General features: G+C 51.4%; 16 protein-coding genes and 4 tRNA genes. 2 read left to right on the forward strand and 18 right to left on the reverse strand.

Features of this window, described 5'->3' with window-relative positions; translation table 11 throughout:
• Window positions 1-54: 54 nt before the first annotated feature.
• The 14 genes from rplJ to mnmG all read right to left on the reverse strand — a co-directional run bounded on the left by rplJ (window position 55) and on the right by mnmG (window position 9,467).
• Window positions 55-579 (reverse strand): 50S ribosomal protein L10, encoded by a 525-nt coding sequence (gene rplJ / locus INT32_RS06405; protein ID WP_193087906.1) that lies wholly within the window; start codon window positions 577-579, stop codon window positions 55-57.
• A 242-nt stretch (window positions 580-821) separates the two neighbouring features.
• Window positions 822-1,517, reverse strand: coding sequence for a 50S ribosomal protein L1 (gene rplA, locus INT32_RS06410; protein ID WP_193087907.1), 696 nt, complete (start codon window positions 1,515-1,517; stop codon window positions 822-824).
• Entirely contained in the window at window positions 1,517-1,951 is a 435-nt protein-coding gene (rplK, locus tag INT32_RS06415; protein ID WP_193087908.1) for a 50S ribosomal protein L11, read from the reverse strand. The genes rplA and rplK overlap by 1 nt, the downstream gene beginning before the upstream one ends.
• Window positions 1,952-2,016: 65 nt before the next feature.
• Complete coding sequence (gene nusG / locus INT32_RS06420) at window positions 2,017-2,550, reverse strand: transcription termination/antitermination protein NusG (protein ID WP_014752667.1); 534 nt, start codon at window positions 2,548-2,550, stop codon at window positions 2,017-2,019.
• Between the two features lie 10 nt (window positions 2,551-2,560).
• The gene (secE, locus tag INT32_RS06425; RefSeq protein ID WP_193087909.1) at window positions 2,561-2,941 is read right to left on the reverse strand and encodes a preprotein translocase subunit SecE; all 381 of its coding nucleotides are present in this window, start codon (window positions 2,939-2,941) and stop codon (window positions 2,561-2,563) included.
• Between the two features lie 34 nt (window positions 2,942-2,975).
• Window positions 2,976-3,051: transfer RNA gene (locus INT32_RS06430), tRNA-Trp, on the reverse strand.
• A 99-nt stretch (window positions 3,052-3,150) separates the two neighbouring features.
• Window positions 3,151-4,341, reverse strand: a complete 1,191-nt coding sequence (tuf, locus tag INT32_RS06435) for an elongation factor Tu (protein ID WP_193087855.1) — start codon at window positions 4,339-4,341, stop codon at window positions 3,151-3,153.
• Between the two features lie 46 nt (window positions 4,342-4,387).
• Window positions 4,388-4,462 (reverse strand) — tRNA-Thr (locus INT32_RS06440).
• A gap of 79 nt (window positions 4,463-4,541) precedes the next feature.
• Window positions 4,542-4,615 (reverse strand) — tRNA-Gly (locus tag INT32_RS06445).
• 188 nt (window positions 4,616-4,803) lie between these two features.
• Window positions 4,804-4,889 (reverse strand) — tRNA-Tyr (locus INT32_RS06450).
• A gap of 140 nt (window positions 4,890-5,029) precedes the next feature.
• Window positions 5,030-6,037 carry a ParB/RepB/Spo0J family partition protein gene (locus tag INT32_RS06455; protein WP_193087910.1) on the reverse strand — a complete coding sequence of 336 codons (1,008 nt, stop codon included), beginning with the start codon at window positions 6,035-6,037 and terminating at the stop codon, window positions 5,030-5,032.
• 11 nt (window positions 6,038-6,048) lie between these two features.
• Entirely contained in the window at window positions 6,049-6,846 is a 798-nt protein-coding gene (locus INT32_RS06460; RefSeq protein ID WP_193087911.1) for a ParA family protein, read from the reverse strand.
• Entirely contained in the window at window positions 6,836-7,516 is a 681-nt protein-coding gene (gene rsmG, locus INT32_RS06465) for a 16S rRNA (guanine(527)-N(7))-methyltransferase RsmG (protein WP_193087912.1), read from the reverse strand. Before rsmG ends, INT32_RS06460 begins: the two co-directional genes overlap by 11 nt.
• 10 nt (window positions 7,517-7,526) lie before the next feature.
• Window positions 7,527-9,467 (reverse strand): tRNA uridine-5-carboxymethylaminomethyl(34) synthesis enzyme MnmG, encoded by a 1,941-nt coding sequence (mnmG, locus tag INT32_RS06470; RefSeq protein WP_193087913.1) that lies wholly within the window; start codon window positions 9,465-9,467, stop codon window positions 7,527-7,529.
• 264 nt (window positions 9,468-9,731) lie between these two features.
• Between mnmG and INT32_RS06475 the strand changes: the two genes are divergently transcribed.
• The gene (locus tag INT32_RS06475) at window positions 9,732-10,907 is read left to right on the forward strand and encodes a methionine aminotransferase (protein WP_370540184.1); all 1,176 of its coding nucleotides are present in this window, start codon (window positions 9,732-9,734) and stop codon (window positions 10,905-10,907) included.
• A 1,032-nt stretch (window positions 10,908-11,939) separates the two neighbouring features.
• Window positions 11,940-12,359, forward strand: a complete 420-nt coding sequence (locus INT32_RS06480) for an HIT family protein (RefSeq protein WP_193087914.1) — start codon at window positions 11,940-11,942, stop codon at window positions 12,357-12,359.
• A 154-nt stretch (window positions 12,360-12,513) separates the two neighbouring features.
• Here INT32_RS06480 and INT32_RS06485 read toward each other — a convergent pair whose 3' ends face one another.
• From INT32_RS06485 to INT32_RS06500, 4 genes are all read right to left on the reverse strand, one after another.
• Window positions 12,514-14,067: a phospholipase D family protein gene (locus INT32_RS06485; RefSeq protein ID WP_193087915.1), complete on the reverse strand. Its 1,554-nt coding sequence runs from the start codon at window positions 14,065-14,067 to the stop codon at window positions 12,514-12,516.
• Window positions 14,068-14,457: 390 nt separating this feature from the next.
• Window positions 14,458-15,969 (reverse strand): DHA2 family efflux MFS transporter permease subunit, encoded by a 1,512-nt coding sequence (locus tag INT32_RS06490; protein ID WP_193087916.1) that lies wholly within the window; start codon window positions 15,967-15,969, stop codon window positions 14,458-14,460.
• Window positions 15,966-16,997: an AbrB family transcriptional regulator gene (locus INT32_RS06495; RefSeq protein WP_370540185.1), complete on the reverse strand. Its 1,032-nt coding sequence runs from the start codon at window positions 16,995-16,997 to the stop codon at window positions 15,966-15,968. The genes INT32_RS06490 and INT32_RS06495 overlap by 4 nt, the downstream gene beginning before the upstream one ends.
• Window positions 16,998-17,521: 524 nt before the next feature.
• Window positions 17,522-18,427 carry a LysR family transcriptional regulator gene (locus INT32_RS06500; protein ID WP_193087917.1) on the reverse strand — a complete coding sequence of 302 codons (906 nt, stop codon included), beginning with the start codon at window positions 18,425-18,427 and terminating at the stop codon, window positions 17,522-17,524.
• Window positions 18,428-18,517 lie beyond the last annotated feature (90 nt).

The raw sequence follows: 18,517 nt of genomic DNA on the forward strand, positions 1-18,517 counted from the left end.
ATAATTGCCAGGGTTTTGTATCGCTTAGTCTTTAAGAAAGAACCAACGGGCGCCTTAAGCGGCTTCCTTCTGATCGCGCACGGCAGCAAGGCCACGAACGAATTTGGTTGGAACTTCATTAAGCGTACGCACAAATTGTGTAACAGGTGCCTGCATGGTACCCAACAGTTTGGACAACAGCTCTTCTCGAGAAGGCATGGTGGCCAGGGCTTTGACGCCGTTGGTATCAAGGATGCTGCCTGGAAGGGCACCACCTTTGAGTACGATCTTGTCATTCGTTTTAGCGAATGTAGAAAGTACCTTTGATGCAGAAACAGGATCTTCACTGATTGCATAGATCAATGGACCAGTCAGTTGATCGGACAAGCCTTCGAAAGGCGTGCCATTGATCGCGCGACGGGCCAGCGTGTTCTTCAGAACACGCAGATAAACACCTGATTCACGTGCAGATTTGCGCAATACGGTGACAGAAGCAACGTCAATACCACGGTACTCAGCAACAATAATGGATTGTGCATTCGCTACCTGAGCGGATACTTCCTCGATTACTGCCGCTTTCTCATTACGATTGAGACTCACGGTTTGAACACTCCATCTAAAGACGCGGCTGGGAACAGTTCCCAATTGCGTCAACCATATGCGGCGTACCTCTGGTCGAGCTCTGCTAAGAATTCTTCCATGGGACGCCGTCTACGCAGGATCCGGATAAATTACTCCGGTTTTAAGCAGCCTGGGACATCACAGAGTGACGAGCAGGCCGCTCCAGCGGTCTTTGACAGCAATGCCTGATGCGCGATCAGGCACAGCCCAAAGTTCTGTTATCAGGCTGCCAGAGAGGCAACCTCGATTTTCGCTCCGCCACCCATTGTGGATGAAACGGCCAGCTTACGCAGGTAAACGCCTTTTGACGTAGCCGGACGGGCTTTGTTCAGGGCGTCAACCAGTGCAGCCAGGTTTGACTGAAGCTTGTCGATGTCGAAAGATGCGCGACCGATCGTGGCGTGAATGATACCTGCCTTGTCGGTACGGTACTGAACCTGACCGGCCTTGGCGTTTTTCACTGCCGTTACGACGTCTGGCGTCACGGTGCCTACTTTAGGGTTAGGCATCAGGCCACGTGGGCCCAGGATCTGACCCAGGGTACCGACAATACGCATTGTGTCAGGAGACGCAATCACGATATCAAAGTTGAACTGGCCAGCCTTGATCTGGTCTGCCAGGTCTTCCATGCCAACGATATCGGCGCCGGCAGCCTTGGCGGCTTCGGCTTTCTCGCCCTGGGCAAATACAGCCACACGAACGGATTTACCGGTGCCAGCAGGCAGCACAACAGAGCCGCGAACCAGTTGGTCGGATTTCTTGGGATCAATACCCAGCTGAACGGCCACGTCGATAGACTCATCGAACTTGGCAGTTGCTGTTTCCTTGACCAGTGTCAGGGCTTGTGCAACAGGGTACAGCTTGTTACGATCGATTTTGGAAGCAATAGCCGCCGCGCGTTTGGATACTTTAGCCATTAGTTCACTCCTTCAACCGTAATACCCATGCTGCGGGCACTGCCGGCAATCGTACGTACTGCTGCGTCAAGATCGGCAGCGGTCAGGTCAGGTTCTTTTGTTTTTGCGATCTCTTCAGCCTGAGCACGTGTCAGCGTGCCAACTTTGTCCGCGTGCGGACGTGCTGAACCTTTCTGGACACCGGTGGCTTTCTTGATCAGAATCGTAGCCGGCGGCGTTTTCATGATAAATGTGAAAGATTTATCAGCAAACGCAGTAATTACAACAGGAATTGGCAGACCGGGTTCCATGCCTTGGGTTTTGGCATTGAAGGCCTTGCAAAATTCCATGATATTCAGGCCGCGCTGACCCAGCGCAGGACCGATTGGGGGTGATGGGTTGGCTTTCCCTGCAGGTACCTGCAGTTTAATAAAGCCGACGATTTTCTTCGCCATGCTATGCTCCTTACGGGTTCAATCGCAGCTTGTGCTGCTCCCCGGGGTTAATGAAAAAGAACCGCTCAGGTTTTTTCGACCTGGCTGAAATCCAGCTCAACAGGGGTGGCACGACCAAAAATGGTCACATTGACACGCACCTTGCTTTTCTCGTAATTGACTTCTTCCACGTTGCCATTGAAATCGGCAAACGGACCTTCCTTGACGCGCAGCATTTCGCCCACTTCAAAGAGGATTTTCGGACGGGGCTTCTCAACGCCTTCTTCGATCTGAGAAAGAATTTTTTCCACTTCTTTTTCAGAGATAGGCGCCGGACGATTGCCCGATCCACCCAGGAAACCGGTCACACGATTGGTGTTTTTGACCAGATGCCAGGTTTCGTCTGTCAGATCCATTTCAACCAGCACATAGCCAGGAAAGATCCGACGTTCAGTAATGGCTTTTTGCCCGCCACGCATTTCGATCACTTCCTCGGAAGGAACCAGAATGCGCCCAAATGAGGTCTGCAGGCCAGCCCGCTCGATACGCTCAAGCAGGGCCTTATGAACACTTTTTTCCATGCCAGAAAAGACATGCACAACGTACCAACGTTTACTCATCGCCTGTCCTTTAATTCCAGCCTAAAAACACGCCGTAGATGATCCATTCAATCAGTTTGTCAACAAGCCAGAGGAAAATGGCCATGACAATGACAAAGGCAAATACGATTCCGGTCATTTGGATGGTTTCGGCACGTGTTGGCCAAACCACCCGCTTGAGCTCCGAATAGGCCCCGGTCGCAAAATCGACTGAGCGACGGCCTGACTCGCTGAACCAGAAAATCAAAGCAGCAACAACCAGACTACCGACAAACATGCCGACACGCGCATAGATATTCATATCGGAAAAATATGAATACGCAAAAATGCCGGCGGCAATAATTACCACCGCCAGTACGATCTTATACTTGTCTGACGGTGTTGTTACGGTTTCTACACTGCTATTTGACATGTTAAATTGAGCTGTTTACAGCCCCACAAATGGGTGGCAGGGGCAGTAGGAATCGAACCTACAACCTTCGGTTTTGGAGACCGACGCTCTGCCAATTGAGCTATACCCCTGTAAACCTGTCTTCTGCGCGGTTCAGAAGCGGAGGGTAATGCATGTACTACTATACACTACCCAGGCACCGCGTTGTACTGCAATGGCGATTACTGCAATTACTTCGTAATTTTGGCAACCACGCCGGCGCCGACGGTACGGCCACCTTCGCGAATCGCGAAGCGCAGACCTTCTTCCATGGCGATCGGTGCAATCAGCTCTACGTCCATTGAGACGTTATCGCCAGGCAGAACCATTTCTTTGTCTTCTGGCAGCTTGATCGTACCGGTTACGTCCGTTGTACGGAAGTAAAACTGAGGACGATAGCCCTGGAAGAATGGTGTGTGACGACCACCTTCGTCTTTAGACAGAATATACACCTCGGCTGCAAAGCCGGTGTGCGGTTTGATTGAACCGGGCTTGGCCAGAACCTGACCGCGCTCGACGTCTTCACGCTTGGTGCCACGCAGCAAAATACCTACGTTATCGCCCGCACGACCTTCGTCCAGCAGCTTGCGGAACATTTCCACGCCCGTGCAAGTAGTTTTGACCGTGTCTTTGATACCCACGATTTCAATCTCTTCGCCTACTTTGACGATACCGCGCTCGATACGGCCTGTAACCACAGTACCACGACCGGAGATTGAGAATACGTCTTCTACTGGCATCAGGAATGTGCCGTCAATCGCACGCTCTGGTGTAGGAATATACGTATCCAGTGCATTGGCCAGCGCCATAATAGCTTGCTTGCCCAGCGGACCTTCGTCGCCTTCCAGCGCCAGTTTGGCTGAACCCTTGATGACCGGTGTGTCGTCGCCTGGGAAGTCGTATTTGGACAGCAGCTCGCGCACTTCCATTTCGACCAATTCCAGCAACTCTTCATCGTCAACCATGTCCGCTTTGTTCAGGAACACAACGATGTAAGGCACGCCAACCTGACGTGACAGCAGAATGTGCTCACGTGTCTGAGGCATCGGGCCGTCAGCGGCCGAACACACCAGGATCGCGCCGTCCATCTGCGCGGCACCAGTGATCATGTTTTTAACATAGTCGGCGTGGCCTGGGCAGTCTACGTGTGCGTAGTGACGGGCTTCGGTTTCGTACTCAACGTGAGACGTGTTGATCGTGATACCACGCGCTTTTTCTTCAGGCGCCGCGTCAATCTGGTCGTAACCTTTGGCTTCGCCGCCAAAGTGCAGAGACAATACCGTTGTAATCGCCGCTGTCAGCGTTGTTTTGCCATGGTCAACGTGACCAATCGTACCTACGTTTACGTGTGGTTTGGTACGTTCAAACTTACCTTTTGCCATTACCGACTCCTGAAGATTGGGGCTGGATAAATAATTAAAACGCTTGTGGTGCCCATGGCGGGAATCGGACCCGCGACCTCTCCCTTACCAAGGGAGTGCTCTACCACTGAGCCACATGGGCAAATTCTTTCTAACAACTTGTCCCGGCCATATAAAAATTAACGTACATATGGCCTGAACATTAGGAAACCGGTGCGGGATGGAGCGGGTGAAGGGAATCGAACCCTCATCATCAGCTTGGAAGGCTGTTGCACTACCATTGTGCTACACCCGCAGGATCCTGGAACGTTCCCTGCATTCGCAATTTGTTATTGTTGAGGCGGTAATATTCGTATACCAGTATCACCACTGTTACAGCAGGAGGGTGACCCGTTGCCACAGATGCAAAACAGCAAATCTGGGCAAATCACTCACTCCGGCAGCCAATGACTAACAAAAGCCTTCACAAAGAACAAATTCGGCTGGTGGTGGAGGTTGGATTCGAACCAACGTAGGCGTAAGCCAACAGATTTACAGTCTGCCCCCTTTAGCCACTCGGGCACTCCACCAAGAGAACTACGGATTATGTAGTACTTGCGATTTGCTGTCAAGTACTAATTATGACCAAAGCGATGATTAACCCGATTTACCGCAATTTTTTTCCAAACTGTCGGAAAATTGCCGCAATCGGTCCGCAAAATCAGCGCCCTCAACTTTCCAGAATATTGCTCAATCCCTGCTTTTCCAGCAACGAGTTCAGATGCTCCCAGCCATGAAAGTCGATCAGCAACTGGCCCTTGTCCTTGCTGCCCATTTTCAGGCTGACACGAGTACCCAGGTGGTCCGACAGGGCCTCTTCAAGGCGTTCCACATCCCGGTTCGCCGCTTTGGGCTTGGGCTGCGCCTTACTCTGCCCTGCGCTGTTGACCAACCTCTCGGTTTCTCGCACGGAAAGCTTGCGCGCCACGACCTGATTGGCCAGAATGATCTGGGTGGCCGAATCCACGGCCAGCAGCGCCCGTGCGTGGCCCATGTCAAGCTGGCCCTGCAACAGGAAGTTCTGGACCGGCTGAGCCAGATTCAACAGACGCAGCAGGTTGCTGGTCAGCGAGCGAGAACGTCCAATTGCCTGAGCCGCCTGCTCATGGGTGAACTGAAAGTCGTCGATCAGCCGTTTTACCCCCTGGGCTTCTTCAAGCGGGTTCAGGTCTTCGCGCTGAATATTCTCAATCAGCGCCATGACAGCCGCATTTTCGTCGGCTACCTCGCGCACCAGCACCGGCACTTCGGCAAGGCCGGCCAGTTTGGCTGCCCGGAAGCGCCGCTCGCCGGCGATGATTTCGTATTTCTCCGGCTGGTCGCCGGCAATAGGACGAATCAGGATCGGCTGCATGATGCCCTGACTGCGCACTGATTCGGCCAGTTCGTTCAGCGCCGTCTCGTCCATTTGCGTTCTGGGCTGGTATTTACCGGCACGAATCTGATTCAACGGCACGCTAGAGGGCAACTCCGGCCCCTTGTCCTCGTCACGGGACAGGTCCTCGATGACATTGATATCATTGCCCAATAACGCAGACAATCCGCGGCCCAGGCCCTTGGCCTTCTTTGCCGCTGCAGGCGCTGCCCGGGATACCGTTTTTGCAGCTGATTTTGCGGGCGTTTTGGTGGTGCTTTTGGCTGCTGTTTTGCTGGCCGTTTTCGATGACGCTGTTGCCATGATTTCCTCTGTTATTCCTTATCCATTGCTTTGACGCGCTTGATGACTTCGAGCCCGAATTCCCGATAGGCCTTGGCGCCGCGTGACGACTTATCGTACAGGACGCCGGGTACGCCATGACTGGGCGCTTCGGCCAGCCGTACATTGCGCGGGATGACAGCTTTGAACACATTGTCGCCAAAGTGCTCCATCAGCTGTTCCGATACCTGCTGCTGCAATGTCACGCGGGAATCATACATCACGCGCAATAACCAGATCATTTTCAGATCCGGGTTAATGTTCTTGTGCACCCGCTTGATGGTGTTGACCAGGTCCGAAAGCCCTTCCAGCGCAAAGTATTCGCACTGCATCGGAATGATGACGCCATTTGAGCATGCCAGCCCGTTCAGGGTCAGCAACGACAGCGTGGGCGGACAATCGATCAGAACGTAATCATAATCTTGAGCGACCTGGACAATCGCATTTTTCAGCTGATGCTCGCGATTGTCCAGTTCAAACAGATCGAAGTCTGCGCCCGACAGTTCGCGGTTGCCTGGCAACACATCGTAGCCGCCGGTTTCCGAGCGTACACGTACATCAGCGATGCTGGCCTCGCCGATCAGCACTTGATAAATGTTTAAGCTTAAACTATTTTTATCAATGCCGCTGCCCATGGTTGCATTGCCCTGCGGATCCAGATCCACCAGCAACACCCGCTTTTTGTGTAATGCCAGACTGGCAGCCAGATTAATGGCCGTCGTCGTTTTACCTACCCCTCCTTTCTGGTTTGCAATACAGAATACGCGAGGTGATTTTATTTCATTTGTCATATTTTCCTACTTGCTGCAACCATACAAGACAACGCTCAGCATCCAGTTCCGGCACATTCAGTTTCTGAACCTGCGCAACCGACCACGCGCCCTTTTCTTCCAGCTGTGACACTTCTTCAGATGCCAGCCGCCCTTTCATTGCTACCAGGTGCCCGCCGCTACCCACATGCATGCCTGACCACTCACTGAAATCGACCAGTGAGGCAAACGCCCGCGAAATAACCAAGTCGACCTGGGCCGATGGCTTTCGTTCAATACGGACATGTTCAGATACCAGATTGGGCAATTTGAGTACGCCGGCAGCCTGCCGGATAAAGGCCGTTTTCTTTTCAACGGCATCTACGCAGCATACCTGCCAGTCAGGTCTCATTATAGCCATGACAGCCCCCGGCAGACCACCACCGGAACCCACATCCAGTACAGAAATTGTCCGCTTTGGGGCAAACTTGTCACTCAGGGGACCGATCACTGACAAACTGTCAAAAACATGCTGAATCAGCACTTTATCCGGGTCCCTCAGGGCAGTCAGGTTATACACTTTATTCCAGCGCAATAACTGATCCTGATAGCCAATCAACTGCTGGATCTGCGTATCGGTAATGAACAGCCCCAGGCTGGTGGCTGCATCTGCAATGCGGTCTTGCCGCCCTGCTCTGTCATGCTCGCTCATGCCCACCTGCTCATTCTTCAACTGCCACGGGTGCTGTTTTGCGCAGCGTTTTTGTCGACAGCTGCAAACGTTTCAGATTGATCAGCAGAATGGAAATAGCGGCCGGGGTTACCCCTGAAATCCTGCGCGCCTGACCTACGGTCTCGGGGCGTGTGTCTTTCAGTTTCTGCCGCACTTCAAATGACAGGCTGGCCACTGCATCGTAGTCCAGGTCAGCGGGGATTTTCTGTTCTTCAAGATGACTCTGACGCTTTACTTCTTCCTGCTGACGGGCAATATAACCGGCATACTTCACCTGTATCTCGACCTGCTCTTTAACCGCGTCAGACAAGTTATCTGCAGGCGCCAGCACCGAACCATCTTCGGTAGCTGCATTCGTCAGAGTGTCATAGGTCACCGATGGACGTTTCAACAAATCCGCAAGCGAATAATCCCGTTCCAGGCGCGTACCAAGCAGCTTTTCGGATAGATCAGCGTTGAATGTCCTGGGAGATACGCGAGTGCCAGCCAGCCTGGAGACCTCCCGTTGAACGGCATCACGCTTATTACTGAAGAAGTCCCAACGGGCATCATCGACCAGCCCTAACTGCCGCCCTATTTCCGTTAAACGAAAATCCGCATTATCTTCGCGCAGGCTTAGTCTATATTCTGCCCGTGAGGTAAACATCCGGTACGGCTCGGTCACGCCTCGCGTCACCAAATCGTCTACCAACACCCCCAAATAAGCCTCATCGCGTTTCGGTGTCCACGATTCAAGCCCTTTTGCCTGCCTGGACGCATTAAGCCCGGCAAGCAAGCCTTGCGCGGCAGCCTCTTCATAGCCGGTAGTGCCATTTATCTGCCCTGCGAAGAACAGACCAGAAATCACTTTCGTTTCAAGACTGCGTTTGAGTCCACGTGGATCAAAGTAGTCATACTCGATGGCATAGCCAGGGCGCAGCACGTGCGCGTGCTCCAGGCCTGGCAGGGTGTGAATCAATTCCAGCTGCACATCAAAGGGCAAACTGGTCGAAATCCCGTTGGGATAAATTTCATTGGTAAGCAGACCCTCTGGCTCCAGAAATATCTGATGAGAGTCTTTGTCGGCAAAACGGTTTATTTTATCTTCAATAGACGGGCAATACCTTGGCCCTATCCCGTCGATCACGCCCGTATACATGGGGGAACGATCCAACCCATTGCGGATAATATCGTGCGTTCGGCTATTGGTGTGCGTAATCCAGCACGACACCTGGCGCGGATGCATCTGCACCGACCCCATATAAGAAAATACCGGAACAGGGTCTATATCGCCAGGCTGCTCTTCCAATTTACTGAAATCAATACTGCGAGCATCGATACGTGGTGGCGTGCCGGTCTTAAGCCGACCCTGCGGCAGATTCATTTCTTTAAGACGTTGCCCAAGACTAATCGCAGGGGGATCTCCCGCCCTGCCCGCTGAATAATTATTCAATCCCACGTGGATTAAGCCATTCAGAAAGGTTCCGGCGGTCAAGACAACGGTTTTTGAATGAAACACCACCCCAATCTGAGTTTTGGCGCCAATCACCCTATCCCCTTCAAGAACAAGATCATCTACCGCTTGTTGAAAAAGCCACAAATTCTGCTGATTTTCCAATCGAGAACGAATCGCCTGTTTATAGAGCACCCTATCAGCCTGCACACGCGTCGCCCGTACTGCCGGGCCTTTTGAACTATTCAGGATTCTGAATTGAATCCCTGCCTCGTCCGCAGCAATGGCCATGACACCGCCCAAGGCATCAATTTCTTTAACCAAATGCCCCTTCCCTATTCCGCCAATTGAAGGATTGCAGGACATTTGCCCCAAAGTTTCAATATTATGGGTCAATAAGAGAGTTTTGGATCCGGAACGCGCAGCAGCGAGCGCCGCTTCAGTACCGGCGTGGCCTCCACCAACAACAATGACGTCAAATTCGTCTGGGTAGTTCATTTTGTTCTTTCAATCGTAGGAATAGCGAAATGTTCCACGTGGAACATTAAAAGGAATTCTATGGAATGCTATTTTAAACGCAATAGCACATAAAAGACATTATCTAAATTGTTCCACGTGGAACAATTGTGGATAAGTATGTTGATAACGCGGTGAATATGCTGTGAATATATAGGTATAGTTTGTGTATAAGATCATCGACATTCAGGCATAATAAGAATTATAGCCCTGTTAATAAAATTAATACAGTAAGAGACGCAAAAAGTGATTACAAGCATTTCCTCAAAACTTCCCGCAGTTGGAACCACAATTTTTACCGTTATGACCAAAATGGCTGCCGATTTCAAGGCAACAAACCTTGGTCAAGGCTTCCCGGACTTCGATCCTGACCCAAAACTCACTGATCTGGTGACCCAGGCAATGAAAACTGGCCACAATCAGTATCCGTATATGCCTGGTGACCAGTTGTTGCGCAGCAATATCGCAAAAAAAGTCGCGACACTATATGGCCACCAATATGACGAGAATACCGAAGTTACCGTTACCAGTGGTGCAACCGAAGCGCTCATGGCAGCAATTCTTGCCGTGGTCAATTCTGGAGACGAAGTAATTGTGCTGGAGCCAAGTTACGACTCCTATGTACCAGCAATCCGTCTTGCCGGTGGAGTCCCGGTTTTTGTACCACTTGTGGCGCCTGGGGATGAACACAGCAGTTATTCAGTGGATTGGGACAGGGTAGGGGAGGCCATTACCCCCAAAACAAGATTGATGATACTGAATTTCCCTCACAATCCTACCGGTATTACACTGGCTACTAGCGACCTGGATGCGCTGGAAACCATTATTGCTGACACTAACGTGCTTTTGTTGGCCGACGAAGTCTATGAGCATATTGTTTTTGACGAAAAACCATTTCTGAGCCTGAGTTGCCGTCCCGCTTTGGCAGCACGAACCTTTCACATATCTTCATTTGGCAAAACCTATCATACGACTGGCTGGAAAATAGGGTATTGCTGTGCGCCTGCAGTTATGACTGCTGAATTACGAAAAGTGCATCAGTTCATGGTGTTTACAGTGAGCTCTCCCATGCAAGTTGCGCTGGGTGTTTATACAGCTGATCCGTCAACCTATCTGACATTGCCTGCTTTTTACCAGGAAAAACACGATTTTCTCTATGAAGGTCTGAAAAATACCCGGTTTAAACCGATACGTAGCCAGGGAACCTTTTTTCTTCTGGCCGATTATTCGGCAATCTCTCAGGACAATGAACTTGCTTTCGCAAAATGGTTGACTCAGGAAAAGAAAGTGACTTTGATTCCAGTGTCTGCTTTTTACCGAAATCCCGATGATGTTGGATCAAACCATAACCTGGTTCGTTTCTGTTTTGCAAAAAAACAGGAAACCCTGCAACAGGCACTTTCGGTGCTTAAGCACCTCTAGTTATTAAACTGTTTGAATATATAAAAGATTAAGAGATAGATACTCTGTGGATATGTTGAAACGGATGAATTTACGCGTTTATTCATGAACTTAGCGGGAAATTTGGCTGGTGAATACCTGGCTTTTGTCCGGTGTATAAAAATGAACAACTTGGGCACCTTGCAGTTTCCCGCTATTTATCAAGTTTTGATACATAAGTTATTCACAATGACTCGCCCAGAGCTTATCCACAGGCAAATATCTGAAAAAAACACGGTTTTGGATAATTTTTAACCGGTCTTTTGCCCGCGGTTTTGCTCGCCTGATCGGTACAAATAGCGAAATTTCCCCTGGGAATATAGACGGGATAGGGACCCCTCCGGGTTGTGCCGCACGGAAAAATCGTTAGCGGGTATAAAGGCCTTCTGAATAAAATTTGCGTCGTTCGAGCGGTGTATAGGAGAAAGCCTCACTGAAGGATGGTCGGGTAGGGAAGTCTGACTGGCGTCAGCGGGGAACTAATTAAGTTCTCTATGTCCCAAACGGGGGAGGGCAGGCGGTGGTCCACGCCAGCTGGCGTACACTGGCAATATCCCAAAGAAGGGGCAAAGCAGGCAAGATGAGCGCAGACGGTACGCCATTTACGGAAGAAACAGATCTGATCGCGCGAAATAGAGCGTGCTGGCGTAACGAGCGGAGGGGTGCTGCCAGAAAAACAGGGAGACGTTTAACCAACCGCTTGAAAACAAACAATCTGACGCCGTGGCAGCGTTGGAGAAAATCACGTTTTATCTTTATTCTCGCGGCCAATGAAGCCGACTCCAGCGTATCTTCACTCAGCACGTCGATTCACCAGGACCTTGTACATCAGAGGTCTATCTCTCTTTGGCGGAAAATTACGGTTTCCCAATAGCTTCAATCACGTTGTTCACAATTCCTGCTTATAATTCGAGATAATCCAGCGTGAGTGCATATTGTGCCGCGTTGCAGCAATGCCCAGGACCCCATTGACGGGACCATATCCGTTTTCAACCAGGCGATAGAGGAGCAAACATGGCCTACGATAGTCAGAATATTTTCGCGAAAATTCTTCGGGAGGAGGCGCCGTCCTTCAAAATCTATGAAGACGACAAGACATACGCCATGATGGACATCATGCCGCAAACGCGAGGACACTTGCTTATTCTGACCAAGGAAGAGGCAGAAACGCTACTCGATTTGTCGTTGGAAGGTGCTCAGGCATGTGTGGCCACTGCAAAAAAAATCGCGCCAGCGCTGCTGGAAGTGACCAAAGCTGACGGCTTTATCCTGTCACAGTTCAATAAGGAGATCGCCGGACAAACCGTTGACCACGTGCATTTTCACCTGGTCCCCCGGTATATTGGGCAAACAGTGGAACGTCATGGTCGTGTAAAAGGGGATATGGACGAGATAGCAGCACTTGCCCGGCAAATTGCTGCAGCCATTAAGTAATTTGTCCGGCCCCGGCATTCAATTGTACGGTCGGGGCAATGCTTGCACGACAATACTGTAGATCGGGTAGAACCCTTCATTAAATCCATCATCTGACCCGACAAGATCATTCTGGTCAGAGCTATAGATCTTAAAATTTCATAATCTCTCGCTATTACAATAGCCACTCAATGGGCAGTATCGACAGAAACCAGACAATGCCGCGTTTGAGCAGGCTGGTCTCGGGTTCCGAGTTGTAGCGGATCAGTTTGCCGTCCCGGTGCTCTATCCAATACACGTCACCCGCTTCAGATAGGCGAACTTCGTACGATGTTTTGGCGATCTCTTTATCAAAGTAGCTTTCCATCTGCAATGCCAGGTTGGGGCTCTCAATGACAAAACCCATTTCGGTATTAAGATGAGTTGATCGGGGGTCGAAGTTGAACGATCCGACAAATACGCGCTTATGGTCAACGGCAAATGTTTTTGCGTGAAGACTGGATCCGGAACTGCCTAAAGGCCCGGCGCTATCATTGCGCTTGTCGGTGGTGGATACGCGTTGCAACTCATAGAGTTTGATACCGGCAGCCAGGAGATCTTTACGCCGTTTGGCGTAGCCAGCGTGGACGGCAGAAACGTCCGTGGCATCCAGTGAATTGGTCAAAACTCGTAGTTTTACACCGCCCTGGGCCATTTTTGTAAATACCTCGACGCCGGCGGCAGTGGGTACAAAGTACGGCGATATCAGATCAATGGTACGGGTTGGGCGCCCAAGCACGTCAGCCAGTTGATAGATCAGCAAGCCGTCTGATGTTGCCTTGCCAAGGCCTTTGGCTGGATCATCGCTGACCATCCGAACATCGGCCCACTCGAAACTTAGATTGCCCGTTAGCATCTTCGAGATAAACGGCGAGGTTCTGATCGCTTGCGTATATTGGGCGGCCGCCTGGGACTTTAGCAGGCTTTCGGCCCTGGCTTTGAGCTGTGGCAGGATTGTTGCGTCGACCTGCGGCAAGATCAAGTCGACAGGATAAGATGACTTGCTTGCCCAGTAACGATCGAAATCGGTGGAAACGTCGCCTGTAGCTTTGCCGATAGCCAGAACATCCAGATCGGCAAACAAAACGGATTCACCCGCCCCGAAATATTCATCACCCACATTGCGCCCGCCAATAATTGTTGCCTGGTTGTCTGCGGTAAACGATTTGTTGTGCATGCGGCGATTTGCACGCATAAAGTCGGTAACAAAGCCTGTGGATTTTGGCCAGCGTACGATAAACGGATTGAACAGCCGAATTTCGATATTCGGATGATTATTCAGGGCAGCAAGCGCTTCATCCAGACCTGCCGTGCCGTTGTCGTCAAGCAGCAGGCGGACACGGACGCCTCTGTCGGCTGCTGTGCGCAGTTCTTCAAGAAGCAGAGTTCCTGTGATGTCGTCATGCCAAATGTAATACTGCACATCCAGCGATTTTTGTGCGGCACGTGCCAGCAGCGTGCGTGCGGCGAAAGCCTCATGGGCGTCGGCTAGTGCATATATACCGCTTTTGCCTGGATGTGCCTGGACCAGGGGCAATAGGGCTCGCCCTAAGGCCGTATTGCTGACCTGCGCTTCGTTCAATGCCTTGCTGCCTGTTCTACTGTCCAGGGACGGCAAAGAGCAGCCTGCCAGCAGGCAGGCGAGCACGCAAAGAAGGAAAGGTCTGGGCAACGAAAGAATGCTGTTCATAAGAGACGACACCGGGCAGTTGATAGCGTACTTTAAATTGGTCTGTATACTTGGGCAGGATATGTTCGGCTCACTGATCCAGAATCAGGAGGTTTGTCATCAGTGTATCCGCCTTGAGCCTGGTCCTGCTGCGCTTTGACGCATTTGTTCCTGACAATGTTGGATATGTAGTAAAGACCCTCAGGGCTGCAGGAAGGTTGCTTTGGATTTTACTAAAATATTTCAATTGAAATATTCTGGAAATGGTCGCACGGCTTGCCAGTCCTGTTCCCTGAACGAACGAATGAACAACGGGCTGCAATGATGAGTGAGGAAACCAACTGGCGGGCTGAGCGAAGTTCTAGTTGATTGAACGCCTGGCACCTGTTCCCACGCGCTTGTCTATTGCGTCTACAGCTTTATGTTACCGGTCCGTGCTGGTTTCGCTTGTGATTGGCGATCCGATATCGTGACCGATTTACGCCGGCGTTTGAACCTGACCCGGTTTTTCCTTTCCTTGTGAACGGTAATCCCTTCGCCAGCCTTGGGGTCCAGTTTATAAAACCAGTAGGCGGCGACAATGGACAGCAGTCCGATTACCCAGAACCCGGTATGGATATCGTCAATTGAAACGTGGCTGGCGCCTCTAAATTGCATGCTCAGGTCCAGCGTAACGGTGGCAATACCCATGCCCAGGCTGATGCCGATCTGCTGCGCGGTGGCAGAAAATGAGCTTGCCTGGCTCATCTGTTCCGGCTCAATGTCTGCGAAGGCAAGGCTATTTACACCGGTGAATTGCAATGAGCGGAAAAAACCACCCACCAAAAGCACGGTGCCCATAAGCAGCACCGGCGTACTCTCAATGAAAAATGCATTTGTGATTGTCATTAACCCGGTAAGTGTGCCGTTTATCAAAAGCACCTTGCGAAAGCCCCACCGTCCAAATACCGCTGTCGCGATAAATTTCATCATCAGCGATCCTATGGCCATGGAAAAGGTGATCATGCCGCTGGCCAGCGCCGAGTAGCCAAAACCGACCTGGAACAGAAGGGTGAGCAGAAAGGGCATTGCGCCAACCGACAGGCGCGTCATATTGCCGCCAATCACCGCAGCCGAAAAAGTGGGAATTTTTAGAAGCGACAGATCTATGATGGGTTCTGGGTGGCGCCGGGCGTGGCGTATGTACAGCAGTGTGCATATTAGCCCGGTGGTCAGCAGCAACAGCGGATACAGATACCCATGGGTGTGGTTGCCGATGGCTTCGATGCCAATAACAAACGTCGCCATACCTACGCCGCTGAGCAGAAAACCGAGCCAGTCCAGCCGGGGCTTTTTTTCGCTGCGATACTCAAGCACATACCTGAGCACAAGTGTAATACCGATAATGGCGATTGGAATATTGATGAGAAATATCCAGTGCCAGGAGGCATAGGTCACCAGAAAGCCGCCCAGAGGCGGGCCAAGAATCGGGCCGAGCAGAGCGGGAATGGAGAGAAATGATGTCGCTTTCAGGATCTGGTTACGTGGAATCGTACGCAGCATGATAATACGGCCTACCGGTACCATCATTGCACCTGCAATACCCTGAATAAACCGGGACACCGTCAGGGAAGTCAGATCCCATGACAATGCGCAGGTCAGTGAAGTTAGCGCAAATAGGGTAATGGCGAAGAGAAACAGGCGCTTTGCCCCGAACCGGTCGGCAGCCCAGCCGCAGATCGGAACAAATACCGCTACCGCCAGCAAATAGGAGGTAATGGCCACGTTCATGCGAACCGGTGTGGACTGCAGCGACACGGCCATCATGGGAAGGGCGGTAGCCACCACAGTTGCGTCGAGCATTTGCATGAACAACGCGCAGCCGACGATAAATGGTATTAATTTGACGGCGATATCTTGCTGGACGGGAGCGTGGCTTTTCATGTGAGTTGATATTTTTTCGAAAGTAACCGATATAGCGGCCCGGTAACGAGTAGCACAAATACCATTCGTGATACATGGAAGGCCGTGACAACCGGTGGACCCAGTTGTAGCACTTTTGCCGTAATGGTCATTTCTGCGATGCCCCCCGGACTATTTGCCAGATACAGCGTTGCCAGCGGAATATCGGAAATCAGTGTCAGCAGGGCGCAAAAAACCAGTGCCAGACAGAGCGATCCGATGCAGACCAGCGCCACCACGCCCAGGTATTTTGGTGCGCGCCTGAAAAAATCCGGCCCGAATTTGTCACCCAACGACCAGCCGATGAACATCTGCCCGGCATGTTGAACTTCCGGGGGAATGACAGACAGCTCAATATGATTGCTTGTCAGCACAGTCATGATAAACAGTGGACCAAGCACCCAGGGATTGGGAATACGCAGTTTGCCGAACGCAAAACCAAACGCGCAGGTAATGGCGATCATTTGAAAAAAGCCGCTGTAGGAAAACGCGATCGCAGCCGTTGTGTTCACAGTCAGGCCGTGTAGCCCAAGAAACTTATACACAAATGGAATGGTTATCACGACGAGCAATACACGCAGACTATGGGCGGAAGCCACTCTGTCTATACGCGCATTATTGCGTTCGGCAAGATTGGCCATTTCGCTGGCGCCACCGATAGCCGAGGCAAACCAGGCCGTTTTGAAATCCACATCGGCCCAGCGGCGCAGGACAAACGCGCCTGCGCTGCCCAGAAACAGGGCGAACAGCATGCCCAGCACAATAGCAACTGTGTTATCCAGAACAATGTGCAGGACTTCTTCGGTGAAATACAGACCCAGGGAGGTGCCGATCACCCACTGGCCCATACTGCGGAAGGCCACATGCGATTGTGTGCGTGCGCCGCGCAACTTGCTTATCGCGGTGATAAGCAGTGGCCCGATCATCCACGGCAAGGGCAGATGCAGCCAGTTCGCCAGCAAAGCGCCAGCAAGTGCGAACAGAAATCCGGCTAAATAGCGCTGCATCATATTCCGAAGACAATTGACATACTTTAGGCATTCATTGTACGTTTTCAAAAGAAAAAATGCGAAGGAAAACTGTTTATATTTAAAAGTCTTATATAAGACCTGATCCATAATGTCGTTTACACGCCATGAACGCGGCTGTCTGTAACCGGATCCGCCTGGTTCAGTAAATATGTCCAGTAATTACGCCCAACGAGTGCGCAAAATGAATATGCCCGATGAATGCGTTCAACGAATACACCACCACGCAGGTTTGGTCCGCTGCGCCAGGGCGAGCCTGGATCCGCTTCATGCTCGATGCCAATATTTGCGCGCCCAGGACCATCAGGTGGTCTTAGGGCAACAAAGTGGCATGCGCTGCGACATCTATCAATGTCCGGGCAACGTCAATTCCGGTAGCGTTAACGATTTCTGCGATGGCATTCATAGTCTTTTATGGATAGTGTCGTGACATTGCCTTGTGCTGATGCTGTTCGTGTTGAGTCTATGGCATTGGCTTGCGGCGGTTTAGTGGCCAATCAAATTGATCATTTGGGTGTGGGCGGGGACGCGCTCATGACTTGCTGGCCGGGTGCACACTTCATGATGAACTGGATAAGCTGGCGAACCGGTTCGGCCAGGCTTTGTTCCTGTCGATGAAGCAATCCTGTCTCGCGATAGAAGGTATGGACGCCCAAATCAATGGCACGAACTTTGGCAGGCCAGCGCGTGAAAGCGGCGGTTTGCGGAAACAGGGCGACGCCTGCACCGTTTGCCACGAGCTTGACGATCGTTTCAAGTTCATCACATTCGCAGATTTCGTGCAGGCCAATATGCATTTGCCGCAGGAAACGATCAACCAGCCGTCCACCGAAGGAAGTACGATCGTAGCGGATAAATGGCTGCTCAGACAGCAATTGAGCCCAATCGCTACCGGCAGCATAAGAAGGAACAATAAGCCTGAAGGGTTCGCGTGCCAGTGTTTGCCACTGCAATTCGCTTTGCAGATGAAATGGCGGACGAATAATAGCCGCCATGTCTACGTCACCAGCATCGACCAGGTTCACCATGTCCATGGATACGCCGGGAATGATGCGGGTATGGCAACCTGGACGGGTGCTGTGAAAGTTCGCCAGCGCATCGGGCAAGACAGTTCGTTGCAGCGTTGCGATGGCACCCACGTTGATATGCATGGCTTTGGCGTCAGCGACAGGCGTGGCACCCAGATTGCTGTATAGCTGGATCAATTCCTGCGCCTGCAAAAGCAACTGTTGCCCCTTTGCATTGATCCTTGCCGATCGCCCCTGCCGGTCAAACAGCGCAAATCCCAACTCAGCCTCCAGGCGCTGCATCTGGGCGCTGACGGCTGCCTGAGTAAGGCCTATTTTTTGCGCGGCGCTGGCAAACGTGCCCTCGCGGGACACCGCAATAAATGTTTTGAGTTCCCGGATCATTGCATTCTCAATGTATAAATAATATTTGTGTATATTACAAATATATATTGATTTTATTTTTTTAACGTCGGGCCTACAATAAAAAATATC

This window comes from Advenella sp. FME57, from assembly GCF_014897675.1.
GTDB lineage: Bacteria > Pseudomonadota > Gammaproteobacteria > Burkholderiales > Burkholderiaceae_B > Advenella.

Excerpts from the sequence above, each read along its gene's own strand:
- rplA (WP_193087907.1), bottom strand. The coding sequence starts at position 1,517 with ATGGCTAAAGTATCCAAACGCGCGGCGGCTATTGCTTCCAAAATCGAT.
- rplK (WP_193087908.1), bottom strand. The coding sequence starts at position 1,951 with ATGGCGAAGAAAATCGTCGGCTTTATTAAACTGCAGGTACCTGCAGGG.
- nusG (WP_014752667.1), bottom strand. The coding sequence starts at position 2,550 with ATGAGTAAACGTTGGTACGTTGTGCATGTCTTTTCTGGCATGGAAAAA.
- secE (WP_193087909.1), bottom strand. The coding sequence starts at position 2,941 with ATGTCAAATAGCAGTGTAGAAACCGTAACAACACCGTCAGACAAGTAT.
- tuf (WP_193087855.1), bottom strand. The coding sequence starts at position 4,341 with ATGGCAAAAGGTAAGTTTGAACGTACCAAACCACACGTAAACGTAGGT.
- INT32_RS06455 (WP_193087910.1), bottom strand. The coding sequence starts at position 6,037 with ATGGCAACAGCGTCATCGAAAACGGCCAGCAAAACAGCAGCCAAAAGC.
- INT32_RS06460 (WP_193087911.1), bottom strand. The coding sequence starts at position 6,846 with ATGACAAATGAAATAAAATCACCTCGCGTATTCTGTATTGCAAACCAG.
- rsmG (WP_193087912.1), bottom strand. The coding sequence starts at position 7,516 with ATGAGCGAGCATGACAGAGCAGGGCGGCAAGACCGCATTGCAGATGCA.
- mnmG (WP_193087913.1), bottom strand. The coding sequence starts at position 9,467 with ATGAACTACCCAGACGAATTTGACGTCATTGTTGTTGGTGGAGGCCAC.
- INT32_RS06480 (WP_193087914.1), top strand. The coding sequence starts at position 11,940 with ATGGCCTACGATAGTCAGAATATTTTCGCGAAAATTCTTCGGGAGGAG.
- INT32_RS06485 (WP_193087915.1), bottom strand. The coding sequence starts at position 14,067 with ATGAACAGCATTCTTTCGTTGCCCAGACCTTTCCTTCTTTGCGTGCTC.
- INT32_RS06490 (WP_193087916.1), bottom strand. The coding sequence starts at position 15,969 with ATGAAAAGCCACGCTCCCGTCCAGCAAGATATCGCCGTCAAATTAATA.
- INT32_RS06495 (WP_370540185.1), bottom strand. The coding sequence starts at position 16,997 with ATGATGCAGCGCTATTTAGCCGGATTTCTGTTCGCACTTGCTGGCGCT.
- INT32_RS06500 (WP_193087917.1), bottom strand. The coding sequence starts at position 18,427 with ATGATCCGGGAACTCAAAACATTTATTGCGGTGTCCCGCGAGGGCACG.